The organism is Trueperella sp. HMSC08B05, from assembly GCF_001808405.1.
Lineage (GTDB): Bacteria > Actinomycetota > Actinomycetes > Actinomycetales > Actinomycetaceae > Trueperella > Trueperella bernardiae.
On record NZ_KV793230.1, the window covers coordinates 15,862 to 28,448 of the forward strand.

Sequence of the window (12,587 nt, forward strand, 5' to 3'; positions counted from 1 at the left end):
ATTCCTATAACGAAGCCCATCGTCCACCTCCTAGCAGCTGGCGCAGGTCGTAGCCGTGCTCGTCGAAGATCTCCGGGCGGGCCACGTATCCCGCGCCGCGTTCGAGCCCGAGGCCGCGGTCCACGAACAGGTCGCTCGTCTCGATCACGCTGCCTTCCGTGCGCCCGGTCAGGCCCACGATCTCGCGCACGCGGCGCTTGCCATCCCGGTCGCGGTGCAGGTGGACGAGGAGGTCGATCGTGTGGGCAACCGTGGGGATGACGAAGTCCGACGTGACGTTTTCACCCGCCAGCAGGGGCAGGACGCTAAGTTTGGCCACGGCGTCGCGCGCCGAGTTGGCGTGGATTGTGCAGGCGCCGGGGATGCCGGAGTTGAGGGCGATGAGCATGTCGAAGGCCTCGGCCTGGCGCACCTCGCCAATAACGATCCGGTCGGGCCTCATGCGCAAGGATTCGCGTACGAGCCGCCGCAGCGTGATCTCGCCCCGGTCTTCGATGTTAGCCGGGCGGGTCTGTAGGGCCACCACGTCGCGGTGGGCGAGGTTGAGCTCGAAGACCTCCTCCGCCGTGATGACGCGCTGGTGGGCAGGGATAGCGCCGAGCAGGGCGCGCAGGAACGTGGTCTTGCCCGCCTGCGTTGCTCCCGAGACGATGACGTTCATCCCGCAGTCAATCGCCGCATCCAGGAACTCCGCCGCCTGAACCGTCAGCGTCCCAAGCTCTGCCAGGTCGCGCAACCTGCGCGGGCGCACGATGTACTTGCGGATGTTGACCGCCCAGTGCTTGCGCGTGATGTCTGGAATCGCCACGTGGAGGCGCTCGCCGGTGTGGAGGGCGGCGTCGACGAACGGTTGGGACAAGTCGAGCCGGCGCCCCGAGGCGCGCAGCATCCTCTCTACGAGGTCCTTGACCTGGCGCTCCTCGAGCAAGATCGTGGACAGCTGGCTCACCCCGTCGCGTGCAAAGAAGACACGGCCCGGTTCGTTGATCCAGATCTCCTCGATCGTCGGGTCATCAATGAGGGATTGGAGCGGGCCGAATCCACCGATATCGTCGCGCAGCTGGCGGCGCACCTCCACCACGTCGGCCACCGGTTCCACCACACCCGCGACCGTCAGCTCCTCGTATTCGGCGAGCGCGTCATCAATCAGGGCCTCAAGCTCTGCCGGCTGGAGCTGCGGATCAATACGCGAGGCGCGCACCATCTCGCGCACGCGCGCATCGAGCCATGCGTTCCCGGCTCCCCACTTTGTCTTCACAACGCCACGCTACGATGCCGCCGCGCGTCGTGAATATCTTTCCCACAGCTGTGGATAACTTGCGCACGGGATTTCGCGACTGTGATATACGGGCGCCTGTGGGGCCAGACAGTTCCGTCAGGGCGTGTACGCCACGCGCGTTGCGCTAAAAATCGTTACCGTGGAGGGGTGAATAAGACCCCCTTCAAGCTCGCAGCGTTGGCCGTGGCCGCTATCGACGGCCTCGACGCGGTCGGCGTGCGCGGCCCGTACACGCGCACCTCCGACTTCCAATTCGGCGGCGTCATCGACTCGCGCGGCCGGCGCTGGATCGTCAAGCACCCCCTCCACCCCATGGCAGGCGCCATGATTGAGGCGGAGGCCGCCATCGCTCCCGCCCTGCTCGAGGCGCTCCGCCAGGGTCTTCTCCCCTTCGACGTTGTCCGCCCCGCGGGCTTCGCCCAGGTCAAGGACGGGCACGCCGTCGTCTACGTCGCACCCATGGGCCGCGAGCGCGACTTCGACGAGCTCGATACCGACGCCGCCCACGAACTCGGCCGCGCGCTCGCCGCCATCCACCTCCTCCCCCGCGAGACAGTCGAATCGGCGGGCCTGCCCTCCTACGACGCGCAGACTACGCGGCGCCGTCTCCTGTCCGACCTTCACGACGCCGACGCCGCCTCGCCCCTCCCGCCCGTGCTTCGCCGCCGGTGGGAGAACGCGCTCGAAGCCACCGACCTGTGGGACTTCGAGCCGCGGGTAGTGCACGGGGACGTGGGCCCGGACCAGTTCATGTGGTCCGACTGCTCAATCTCCTGCGTGCTCGGATTTGGCTCGGCACACGTGGGCGACCCGGCGCTCGACTTCTCCACCCTCGTCTCGGGCCTGGACGAGGAGCTGTTCGAGGCGGTGCTCACCTCCTACGAGAACGCGATCGGCCAGCCCGTCGACGAGCACTTCTTCAACCGCGCCGTGCTCCTGTCCGAGCTGGCACTCGCACGCTGGATGCTCTTCGGCTCGCGCAGCGGCCAACACCAGATCGTAGACGAGGCCCGCACCATGATGGACGAGCTCGCCGCCGAGGTAGAGGCCGACCCCGAGCTGGCCACCGGGCCCACCTGGGCCGTCAGTCGCGCCACCGAGGTGGAGGCAGAGGCGGCCGACGGCGCCGGCTTCACTACCAGCTCCTTTGACTAGCCCCTCCTCTCCGACCGTTCTGCCGGGGGCAGGTGGGTGCGGAGGTAGTCCGCGATCTGCTCCTCGCTCATGTTGCCGGCGTGAAGCTCACGCCGCTCCGGGTCATCATCGCCGAGGTAGTAGAAGCACGCCGCGATATCCTCCATCGCGGTTCCCGTGGCGCGCGACCACGCCAGGCGGTAGAGCCCGAGCTGGAACTGGCGGGAGGCGACCTGCTGGGCGCTGGGCCTGCGGCCCGTCTTCCAATCGACGATCGTGACCGGGGGCAGGCCGGGCACGCCCGAGGTGTCAAGCACCGCGTCTATCACGCAGCGCACCGGGTAGTCCCCCACCCGCACGTCGATCCCCTCCTCGATCGCGAGCGCCGGACACGAGGCGTAGCGCGAGCCCCCGAAGCGCGCGATCAGCTCGGCGATCCGCTCATCGTCCAGGGGCACGACGTCGATCGGCATCTCGTCCGGGTCGGCCACTGCGTCGATGTCCATCGTAGAGGCGGCGTCGAAAGAGTGGGCGATGGCCGCGTGGACGAGCACGCCGGTGCGTGCTGCGCGTGAGGGGCGGCGTGGGATCGGTCGGTACTGCTCGTCCAGGAAGGCGTCCTGGTCCTGGGCGAGCGCCACGACGTCGGACGCCGTGAGGTAGTCGCGCGCGAGCCCCCGAGCTTGCGGTGGCGCCTCCCGCTCCGCCATGATCACCTCCGCTTCCCTCCTCCACTGCTCGACCACGGCGCGATCGGCAGTGACGACGGGAACGGGCCCACGTTCGAGGCGACGATCGACGTCCGCCGGCCACACCTTGGCGTCCGGAACCACGCTTATCTGGGTCGCTGCCAACGCAATGAATTCGAGATCAACCCCAGTCAGCACCGGATCGTTGTCCGGATCTGCCTCGGTGAACGGCTCGACATCCGTGATGAACGTGTTTTGGGGCATCTGCGCCTCGGCCGCGTCCTCATGGCCAACACTCCGTGCGAGCTTCTTCAGGGCCGCCTCCGCCTGCTCCGGGCCGGTGAGATCATACGAGGACAGGATGAGCAGGCTGCGTGGGCGGGTGACTGCCACGTAGGCGAGACGGCGGCTCTCAGCCACATGGTGTTGGGTAAAGGCCGTTTGGCGGTAGGCGTGGACCTCCTCAAGGAGGCCCACCTTGTTCAGCGGCGTGACCACGCCGCTCTTGCCCACGATGTCAGCGATGGACAGATCGGGCAGGTGTTCGCGATCCTGGCGCAGAGCGTAGGGCAACCCGTCGCGCGATTCTTGCCAGAGCTTTTCGCTCGTCTTTTCGTCGAAGCCATCCACCTTCATGTCCGGAATGCCAACGAGGTCCCACTCGAGCCCCTTTGCGGCGTGGACGGTGAGCAGTTGGACGACGCCCGACTCTGGCTCGATCTCCCATTCGCCGAAAACGGGGACGTCCCCACCCGATTCGTCCTCGCCCAAGCGCTCGTGGGCCTCGACCATGTCCACCCACTCGACGAAGCTCTCCAGACGCGAACCGGGAATGCTCTTCGCGTAATCCGCACCCAAGCCAATGAAGCTGGCGAGTGCGGCGGTCACCGGGGCGCCGCCCGTCCTGCGGGCCTTGGCATGGGCGCGCAGATCGAGCAGGTCGATTGCGGCGGAAATCGCCTCCGGGATGGCCAAGTGCCTGCTGTTCCGCGCCCGCTCGAGCAGGCGAGCAAGGTGAACGAGGCGGCGGTGGCCCTCCTCGCTCATTCCGGCCACTGGGCCATCCGGTAACGCCGCCAAAGCCTCCACCAGGTTGGTCGGGACGTCAAGCCCGTCACCCACCTGCTCGCTCAACTCTTGGCGAGTGGTTCGGGCAAGGCGGCCCGCGAGCGCCGAAAGCGCCGCGATGTCCCTCGCACCGATCGCGAAGTAGGTCAGAAGTGGGACGAGGAGATCGTTGCGCGCCGGGTTCACGCTCAGGCCCAGAACGCACCGCACGAGGCGGATCTCCTGCCTTTCGATCAGCATCTGGCCGCCCACCATCTCATAGGGCACGCCGGCTTCTTCCAGCGCCGCGATCGCGTGATCCATGTAGGACCGGGCCCGGCACAGGATCGCCGCGGTGGGAGCCCGTCCAGGATCTCGGCCTTCCCCGATCGCCCTTGCCGCCTCGGCTTGAGCCTGGTCGAAGGCCTCCTTGAAGTAGTCGACCATATCCCTGTAAGAGTCATAGCGGAAGGCGCGATGCACGTGGACCACCCGGCCATCTTGCGATTTTGCATGCGGCTGGAGTGTTTTGACAGTGAGCTTCGCGTAGCTGAGCTTGCCCTCGGTCAGGGCGTTGGCCACGTCGAGGATCCTGCGCCCGTTGCGGAAGGCCGTGGACAGGGTGAGGTTCCGTGCCACACCGAACCTGTCCATGAAGTCGGACAGCGCTGCCGAGGACGCGCCGCGCCAGGAGTAGATGGCCTGATTCGGGTCTCCCACAGCACACACCGACCACGAGTCCGTGAACGCCGCCTCGATGAACTCCGCCTGGCTCGCAGACGTGTCCTGATATTCGTCAAGCAAGACGAGCTTGTAGCGCTTGCTGAGCTCCTGGCGGACCTCGGGGACGGAGGACAGGATCTTGCGGGCGCGAACGATTTGATCGGCAAACTCGATGAGGGAGTTGTCCCTCTTATACGCCACGTACTCCTCGATGAGGTAGCTGAGAGCCACGCGATAGTTCATCCCGGCGATCATCCCCGTGAGCTTGCTCTGTTCGGCGCGCGAGGCCTCCGTGCCCGTCCCGCGCTTGGCGGTGACGCCGTGGAGCTGGTAGACAGCGCTCAGCTCGCGCTCGAGGTAGGCGCGGAACTCGCCTGCATCGACTTCGTTGCCCACCATCTCATCGACGAGGTGCAGAGCACGACTAATGATGGTCGAGACCGCCGATGCCCGAAGGACCGCGTATCGTGGGTCGTCTATGTCGATGCCGTTGACGATACGTCCCATGATCTGGAAGCGCTCCGCGTCCGTGATGAGCCGGGCGCGCGGGTCCTCCCCGATGAGCATGGAATACGCCGAGGCGATCTCAGAGGCGAAGGAGTTATATGTGGCGATGGTCGGCCGCGCCAGGGCGCGATGAATCGCGTCCGACCGATCGTCCTCACCAGATTCTTCCTGAGGTTCAACGAGGCCGGGCAGGAGCCCCTTCGCCGCCGCCTCGCGCAACTGGCTCTCGACTCGTTCGGCGAGCTCACCTGCCGCCTTCGTGGTAAAGGTGAGCCCCAGCACCTCGTCCGGGCGCACGTTCCCGTTGACCACGTGCCAGGCGATCCGCTGCGACATCGTGGCTGTCTTGCCCGATCCGGCCCCCGCGATGACGGCGATGGCGCGGTCCTCGCTCCGGATCACGGCCTCCTGCTCGGCGGTGGGGGCAAACGCGAGCGTCTTGGCGAAGTCTTCGTAAGGGATCATGAGAAAATCCTTCCTGGCCCCATGGCCGGACACGAGGAAACGTAACGGCAGTTCCGGCAATGTGAGCCGGGTAGAGCGGCATAGTCGGGGCCGCGTTGGGCGAGGTCCGCTTGCCGAATCATCTCGGCTACCTGGTCAAGGTCCTCGGCCTCAAGCGGACCCTGCTCGCGTACCACTACTTTGCCCTCGCCTGTCCCTACATAGACGAGCCGCGCCCCCTCAGACGTGGCGTAGCCCTTGATGCCGTGGGCGTTCAGGAGCCACTGGTAGAGCAGCAACTGCGGGTTGCTGCCGGTCTCTTTCACAGTGATCGGCTGCTTGCCAGTCTTGAAATCAACCACCCCCACCCCAAAGCCGACAGCCTCGAGTCGATCGATGCGCGCGCTGACATTGATCGTGTGGTCTTTTCCGTCGAGGCTGGCGCACGCCTCCTGCTCCAGGAGGACGTACGGTGCGCTGTTTTCGAGATAATCGCCAAGGTTACGCGCCATGGCGTTCACGCGGTCGCGGAGCAGAACCCCCTCGAGCCCGTCCGGAAACTCGATCGCGGAGATCCTCTCCTCACACGCCTGTTCGATCGCCTCGCGCGGCCCGGCTGGGAAATCCTCGGCGAGCCCATGAATGAGAGTCCCGATCTCGGCAGAGATTCCCGACTCCTCCGACGTGGCATTCGAACGATCGAGGAAGGCCGACAGCGGGCATTTCAATAGGCCCTCCACGCGTGACGGCGACAGCGCCGAATCCCCCGCGATCACCGGCTCCTCAGTGGAGAGTGCCAGCTCATCGACCCATGTCGACCGGTCGGCACCGCGCACGCCCGCCGCCGCGAGCTCCTCGAGTAGAACGGTGGCTTCCCGTTCAAGATGCCCATCCCCGCTCCGCAAGGCCTGGCGCAACTTGCCCACGAGGCCCGCCTCATCGAGCGTTGCCGGGCTTGCCTTCCCGCGCTCAAGCTCCGGAAACAGCCAGGTCAAGAACCGGGATGGCCGCGCCTCGTCGTTTTCCTGGGCGGTGATCAGCACCTCGCGCCGCGCGCGACTGACCGCCTGGGCGAGCATGCGCAGCTCATCATCAATCACCTCGCTGACCAGCTGGCTCGGCTCGATGTCCTGCCCTGCCATCGCGGAGCCGACCACGATGTTGACCAGCTTGGGCACCTTTGTCAGCGGGTTGCGCAGGCGCGTGTTGGGCCACGCGCCGTCATTGACGCCCACGATCGCCACGACATCCCATTCGCGTCCCACCGTGGCCGACGGCGACACGAGCGCGACCTCGTCAGCACCCCCGCCCATGCGCGCGATCGAGTCTTCGGGCAGGTCCTGGTTCTCGAGCAGCTCAAGGAGCGCGTGGATAGTGGCGTTTGTGACGTCCCGATCCGCCTGGCGCTGGGCGATGCGGAACAGGGAGATGACCGAGTCAAGATCCTGATCAGCGATGTCGCCCGCTGGGCCTCCCGCCCTCGCCTGCTCGCGCCAGGATTCGGCGACACCGACCCCGTCCCACGCCGCCCAGAGCACCTCTTCTCCAAGGCCACCGGCGGCTGCGGCCTGCCGGATGGAGGACAGTACCTCCGTAACGCGTGCGAACTCCGGGATCTTGGCTGACACCTCTCCGCCCGCCACGATGTCCTGCCAAAGCTCGGCTTTCGTGCGCCGCCCTTTGGCCGCCAGCTCCCAGCCGCGCATCTCCCTCATGAGGGCCCGCAGGCGCAGCGGATCGATGCCGAAGAGCAGGCCGGTGAGCATCGCCTCGATCCGTTCGCCCTCCACCGGGCCATCAGAGAGCGCAATCTCCAGTAGCTCGATGATCGATGCCACTGCCCGCTGTTCCCGCAGCGGCTGATCATTGACGATGGTCTGAACCGGCACACCGTAGTGGAGGAGCGTGCGGCGGATGCTGCCGTGCGACGACGTCGACCTGCTGATCACCGCCATATTCGCGTACGGCACCTGCTCCTCAAGGTGGCGCCGGCGAAGCTCCGTGGCCACGAAGGCAAGCTCCTCATCGCCGTGAGGGAAGGTGAGGGCCCGGACGGTGGACCCATCCTCCGCGGCATTGGCGTGCCGGCGATGGCCACTCACTCCCGCCGTGTGGATGCCGCTGATCACCTTATCCAGGAGAACGCGAACCTGACCATCGCACCGATAGCCGGTGCCGAGGACCATCTGCGACGCGCCGATTCCCCCGCCCGCCGCCGGCTTGCACAGCAGCGCCGGGAGGTGGGCAATGCCCCCGCGGAAACCCTGGACGGCCACGTCCGGATCGCCGAACGTCACCACCGACGTACCGTCCTCCTGCAGAGCAAGGAGGAGCGTGCGCAGGGCGAGGGTGGCGTTCTGCACGTCATCCACAATCGCCCAGTCCCAGCGCGGCTTGGCGATGTCGAGGCCGCCTTGCCCTCTGGGGGTTGCCGCCTCCCAGCCGCGCAGCATCGCGGCGGCCTGGGTGATGACCCGCGCGTGGTCCACCAGGTCAGGGTTGGCGTGCCCCAGCGCGGACTGGGTGGCGAGTGCCAGGTCATAATCCTTGATCACCGTGGCACCGGCCTCCCAAATCGGCTCATCATAACGCCGGGCGAGGTCCACCAGATCGGCAGGTGACAGCTCCAGCTCCGCGGCGCGCGTGAGCAGATCGCGGAACTCAGCGCGGTAGGCCGGCAGCTGCGCCACCTCCTCGTCTATCCCGGCCTCCCCCAGCTCAAGGGCAAGCTCGAAGCGCTCCTTAATGAGCGAATCCTGCGCCGGGCCCGAGATCAGTTCGGGTTCGCGCCGCCCCATGAACTGGGCGTACGTGGAGACGATCCCGAACGCGAACGCCGTGAGCGACTGCACCTGCAGCGTCCCCGGCAGGTAGCCCAGCTCCACCGAGATCCTGTTGCGCAGATCGGAGGCCGCCCGCCGATCTGGCGAAAGCAGCGCCACGCGCGCCCCCGGATCCTCCCGCATGATCCGCGCCGCCAGCTCCACCACGAGCGCGCTCTTCCCCGTGCCGGGCGCACCGATCACCGACGCCGTGCACGGCGCCCGCAATTCCAGCACCGCGGCCTGGTTCTCATCCCATGTCTTGTTCATGCTCACGAGCTTAACGACCACCTCCGACAATTTTTTCGGCCACAGCCGAATTGCGCCGCACGAAATCTTCCCGCCCACCCCGGCAGGGTACGATACTGCCAGATCAAGCCTTGGAGGAATCATGGAAATCAGCATTGGCATCCGCAACGTCGCCCGCGAACTGAGCCTCGACGTCGACCTGACCGCACACGAGGTCTCCGAGCGCGTGGAGCAGGCGCTCGCCGCCGGGGCCGTCCTCTCGTTTACGGATAAGGAGGGCAACGTCGTCGTCGTTCCCACCGACGCCCTCGGTTACGTGCAGTGCAAGGAGGCGGAAGCCCGCCGCGTCGGCTTCGGCTTTTAATGTGTAGCGCGCCACCCCTCACCGGGCGGGCGCGCCCCACGCGGTAGAATCAATCTTGGTTGACCGGTCGTCACGTTTGTTCAAAAGAATTTTCACGATCGGCTGCCCGGGCGCACACGGCGCCCCCATGTCGAAAGTGAATACTGTGCATTCTGGAATTGTGAATACCTCCGGGGCATCCGTGCGCCCGGCGAACGAACCAAAAGCTGACATCCAGGCCTCCGGCTCTGAGCTCGAGCTAGAGACGAAGAGCTTTGCCGACTTCGGCGTCTCGGATGACATCGTCGAGGCCCTGGCCGAGAAGGGCATTACGCACCCCTTCCCCATTCAGGCGCTGACCCTCCCGGTGGCGCTCAAGGGCTCGGACATCATCGGCCAGGCCAAGACAGGCACGGGCAAGACCCTCGGCTTCGGCATCCCGATGGTGGAGAAGGTCATCGGCCCGGACGAGGAAGGCTGGGAGAAACTGCGCGCGCCCGGCAAGCCGCAGGGCCTCGTCGTCGTCCCTACGCGCGAGCTGGCCAAGCAGGTGGCGGGCGACCTTCGCGACATCGCCGCGAAGCGCTCCGTGCGCGTGGTTGAGGTCTACGGCGGCAAGGCCTACGAGCCGCAGGTCAAGGAACTCGCCCGCGGCGCGGAGATCGTGGTGGGCACCCCCGGGCGCATCATCGACCTGGGCAAGCACCGCACGCTCGATCTTTCCCACGCTCATACCGTGGTGCTCGACGAAGCCGACGAGATGCTCGACCTGGGCTTCCTCGAGGACGTCGAGGCGATCCTTTCCTCCACCCCGCCGAACCGCCACACGATGCTGTTCTCGGCTACCATGCCCGGCCCGGTCATCACGATGGCCCGCCGCTACATGTCCAAGCCCACCCATATTCGGGCGCAGAATCCCGACGACGACTCGGCCACCGTCAAGCAGGTCAAGCAGGTCGTCTACCGCTGCCACGCGCTGAACAAGAGCGAGGTTCTGGCCCGCATCCTTCAGGCCCGCGGGCGTGGCCTGACCATCATCTTCACGCGGACCAAGCGCGCCGCCGCGCGCCTTGCCGACGAGCTCGAGTCGCGCGGCTTTGCCACCGGCGCCCTCCACGGCGACCTCGGCCAGGGCGCCCGCGAGCAGGCGATGCGTGCCTTCCGCAACGGCAAGATCGACGTGCTGGTTGCCACCGATGTCGCGGCGCGCGGTATCGACGTCGACGACGTCACCCACGTCATTAACTACCAGTGCCCGGAGGACGAGAAGACCTACCTGCACCGGATTGGCCGCACGGGCCGCGCCGGGCAGGCCGGTACGGCCGTGACCTTCGTGGATTGGGAGGACACCCCGCGCTGGTCGGTCATCAACAAGATCTTGAACCTCGGCTACCCCGAGCCTGTGGAGACGTACCACACGTCCGACCACCTCTACACCGACCTCGACATCGACCCCGAGGTCACCGGCCGCCTGCCGCGCTCCCAGCGCACGCGCGCCGGCCTGGACGCCGAGGAGATCGAGGACCTGGGCGAGACCGGCCGGGGCCCGCGCGGTCGCGGGCGTGGCGGCCGCGGTAATAAGGGCCGCGGGGGCCGTGGTAGGGGTGAGGCCGGCCGCTCGGGCCGCAAGCGCACCCGCACCCGTGTCTCCTCCGGGGCGTCCGAGTCCTCCGAGCAGCCTCGCACGGATAAGCCGCGTACCGATAAGCCGCGCCGGCGTCGGGTGCGTAAGGCGCCCGAGGCCTAAGCACAAGCTTCGCGCATAAGGCGCGTAAAAGGAAGGTGTCCCCGCTTTCTTGCAGGGACACCTTCCTTTTACGCGCGTTAGCTGGTCAGTGGCCGAATGACGCCGAGCACGCCAGCGATGATGAGCTGGGTGGCGATCGCGGCCAGCAGCATGCCCGAGAGCCTGGTGAGTAGCATGACGCCGGCCTCGCCGAGCAGGCGCATAATCGCCCCGGCGAAGTGCATCGAGATCCAAGAAATCAGTAGCACCGTCACGGCCGCTCCAATCACGGTGGCTTGAGCCCACGGATCGCCGGCCGAATCGCGCATGAGCAGCATGAACGCCACGATCGAACCCGGGCCCGCCAGTAGCGGGGTGCCGAGCGGCACCATGGCCACCGCGATCGTGCCGCCGGCCGAGCCCGGGTCCTCCTCCTTGCCCGTCAGCAGCTGGAGCGCCACGAGAAGGAGGAGCAGGCCGCCCGAGATCTGCAGGGCCTCGGGCGAGATGCCCATGTAGCCGAAGAGGAAGAAGCCGAAGAAGCCGAACAGGAGCAACAGGGCGAGGGCGATGAAGTTCGCCTGGAATGCCACTTTCTTCCGCCCCGCCTTGTTCAGGGTGCGCGTGAGCGCCATGAACACGGGTACGTTGCCAGGCGGGTCAATAATCACCAGCAGCGTGGCGAAGGCGGACGCGAACAGCGCCCCATCAAAATTCACGGGCGTATAACCTCCAGGAAAGCGCCCTCTTCCAGGGCGGCGAGCGTGTCCGAATCCGTGGTGTGCTCACCCAAGCGGTTCGGTTTTCCTGCTCCATGGTAATCGCTGGAGCCAAACTGGAAAAGCTCGAGTGATCGCGCTCGCTGGCGCAGCTCCTCCCGCCGCTCGAGGGGGTTATCCCGGTGATCGACCTCGACGCCGAAAAGTCCGGCCTCCGCCATCTCGTCCAGGGCCTCGAGCGGCACGGTCTTGCCGCGCGTGGCGGCCATCGGGTGGGCGAAGACGGCCCGGCCGCCGGCGGCGTTGATCCACGAAATGACGTCGAAGACGTCCGGCGAGTAGTTCGGCACGTAATACTTCCCGCGCGGGTGCAGGAGCTGCGCGAACGCCTCCTCGCGGCTCGCCACCACCCCGGCTGCGATGAGTGCGTCGGCAATGTGGGGTCTTCCGACAACGGCGCCCTCGCCGGCCACGTCCGCCACCGCGTCCCACGTCAGGTTGAAGTCCTGGGCGAGGCGGTCGACAATCTGCCGGGCCCGATCCGCCCGTCTTTCCTGCAGCTGCTGGCGGTGTGCTGAGAGCTTAGGGGCCGAGGGGTCAAAGAGGTAGGCGAGCATGTGGACGCTGACCCGCCCGCCGTCGTCGTGAAACTGGGAGGTGACCTCCATGCCACGCACCAGGCTGACGCCGGTTCTCGCAACGGCACGGCCGGCTTCGTCCCAGCCAGAGATCGTGTCGTGGTCGGTGAGGCCCACGCAGGTCAGGCCGGCGTCGCGGGCGGAATTCATGAGCTCGGTGGGGCTCTGCGTGCCGTCTGAGCGCGCGGAATGGGTGTGCAAGTCGATCATGGCTCCACGCTAAATTTCCTTCACGCTAAGAGCAACCCCGGTTCAAGTTTGTCGGAT

General features: G+C 66.7%; 8 protein-coding genes. 3 read left to right on the forward strand and 5 right to left on the reverse strand.

Going from position 1 to position 12,587, the window contains the following annotated elements:
• Positions 1-4 precede the first annotated feature (4 nt).
• The gene (locus HMPREF3167_RS00805) at positions 5-1,204 is read right to left on the reverse strand and encodes a TadA family conjugal transfer-associated ATPase (RefSeq protein ID WP_070445021.1); all 1,200 of its coding nucleotides are present in this window, start codon (positions 1,202-1,204) and stop codon (positions 5-7) included.
• A gap of 222 nt (positions 1,205-1,426) precedes the next feature.
• Here HMPREF3167_RS00805 and HMPREF3167_RS00810 point away from each other — a divergent pair, with 222 nt between their 5' ends.
• Positions 1,427-2,434, forward strand: a complete 1,008-nt coding sequence (locus HMPREF3167_RS00810) for a phosphotransferase (protein ID WP_062613938.1) — start codon at positions 1,427-1,429, stop codon at positions 2,432-2,434.
• On the opposite strand, the gene HMPREF3167_RS00815 is transcribed toward HMPREF3167_RS00810, so the two are convergent.
• Both HMPREF3167_RS00815 and HMPREF3167_RS00820 read right to left on the reverse strand, forming a co-directional pair.
• On the reverse strand, positions 2,431-5,844 hold the full coding sequence (locus HMPREF3167_RS00815) for a UvrD-helicase domain-containing protein (RefSeq protein WP_070444920.1): 3,414 nt from the start codon (positions 5,842-5,844) through the stop codon (positions 2,431-2,433). The genes HMPREF3167_RS00810 and HMPREF3167_RS00815 overlap by 4 nt on opposite strands.
• On the reverse strand, positions 5,841-8,915 hold the full coding sequence (locus HMPREF3167_RS00820) for a UrvD/REP family ATP-dependent DNA helicase (protein ID WP_168160813.1): 3,075 nt from the start codon (positions 8,913-8,915) through the stop codon (positions 5,841-5,843). Before HMPREF3167_RS00820 ends, HMPREF3167_RS00815 begins: the two co-directional genes overlap by 4 nt.
• Positions 8,916-9,036: 121 nt before the next feature.
• On the opposite strand from HMPREF3167_RS00820, the gene HMPREF3167_RS00825 reads away from it, so the two are divergent.
• Both HMPREF3167_RS00825 and HMPREF3167_RS00830 read left to right on the forward strand, forming a co-directional pair.
• Positions 9,037-9,258 carry a DUF3107 domain-containing protein gene (locus tag HMPREF3167_RS00825; protein WP_062613935.1) on the forward strand — a complete coding sequence of 74 codons (222 nt, stop codon included), beginning with the start codon at positions 9,037-9,039 and terminating at the stop codon, positions 9,256-9,258.
• A 127-nt stretch (positions 9,259-9,385) separates the two neighbouring features.
• On the forward strand, positions 9,386-10,984 hold the full coding sequence (locus tag HMPREF3167_RS00830; protein ID WP_070445024.1) for a DEAD/DEAH box helicase: 1,599 nt from the start codon (positions 9,386-9,388) through the stop codon (positions 10,982-10,984).
• 77 nt (positions 10,985-11,061) lie between these two features.
• On the opposite strand, the gene HMPREF3167_RS00835 is transcribed toward HMPREF3167_RS00830, so the two are convergent.
• Positions 11,062-11,682, reverse strand: coding sequence for a MarC family protein (locus HMPREF3167_RS00835; protein ID WP_062613933.1), 621 nt, complete (start codon positions 11,680-11,682; stop codon positions 11,062-11,064).
• The gene (locus HMPREF3167_RS00840) at positions 11,679-12,530 is read right to left on the reverse strand and encodes a PHP domain-containing protein (RefSeq protein WP_062613932.1); all 852 of its coding nucleotides are present in this window, start codon (positions 12,528-12,530) and stop codon (positions 11,679-11,681) included. The genes HMPREF3167_RS00835 and HMPREF3167_RS00840 overlap by 4 nt, the downstream gene beginning before the upstream one ends.
• Between the last annotated feature and the right edge of the window lie 57 nt (positions 12,531-12,587).

Excerpts from the sequence above, each read along its gene's own strand:
- HMPREF3167_RS00830 (WP_070445024.1), top strand. The coding sequence starts at position 9,386 with ATGTCGAAAGTGAATACTGTGCATTCTGGAATTGTGAATACCTCCGGG.
- HMPREF3167_RS00805 (WP_070445021.1), bottom strand. The coding sequence starts at position 1,204 with ATGGTGCGCGCCTCGCGTATTGATCCGCAGCTCCAGCCGGCAGAGCTT.
- HMPREF3167_RS00825 (WP_062613935.1), top strand. The coding sequence starts at position 9,037 with ATGGAAATCAGCATTGGCATCCGCAACGTCGCCCGCGAACTGAGCCTC.
- HMPREF3167_RS00815 (WP_070444920.1), bottom strand. The coding sequence starts at position 5,844 with ATGATCCCTTACGAAGACTTCGCCAAGACGCTCGCGTTTGCCCCCACC.
- HMPREF3167_RS00840 (WP_062613932.1), bottom strand. The coding sequence starts at position 12,530 with ATGATCGACTTGCACACCCATTCCGCGCGCTCAGACGGCACGCAGAGC.
- HMPREF3167_RS00820 (WP_168160813.1), bottom strand. The coding sequence starts at position 8,915 with ATGAACAAGACATGGGATGAGAACCAGGCCGCGGTGCTGGAATTGCGG.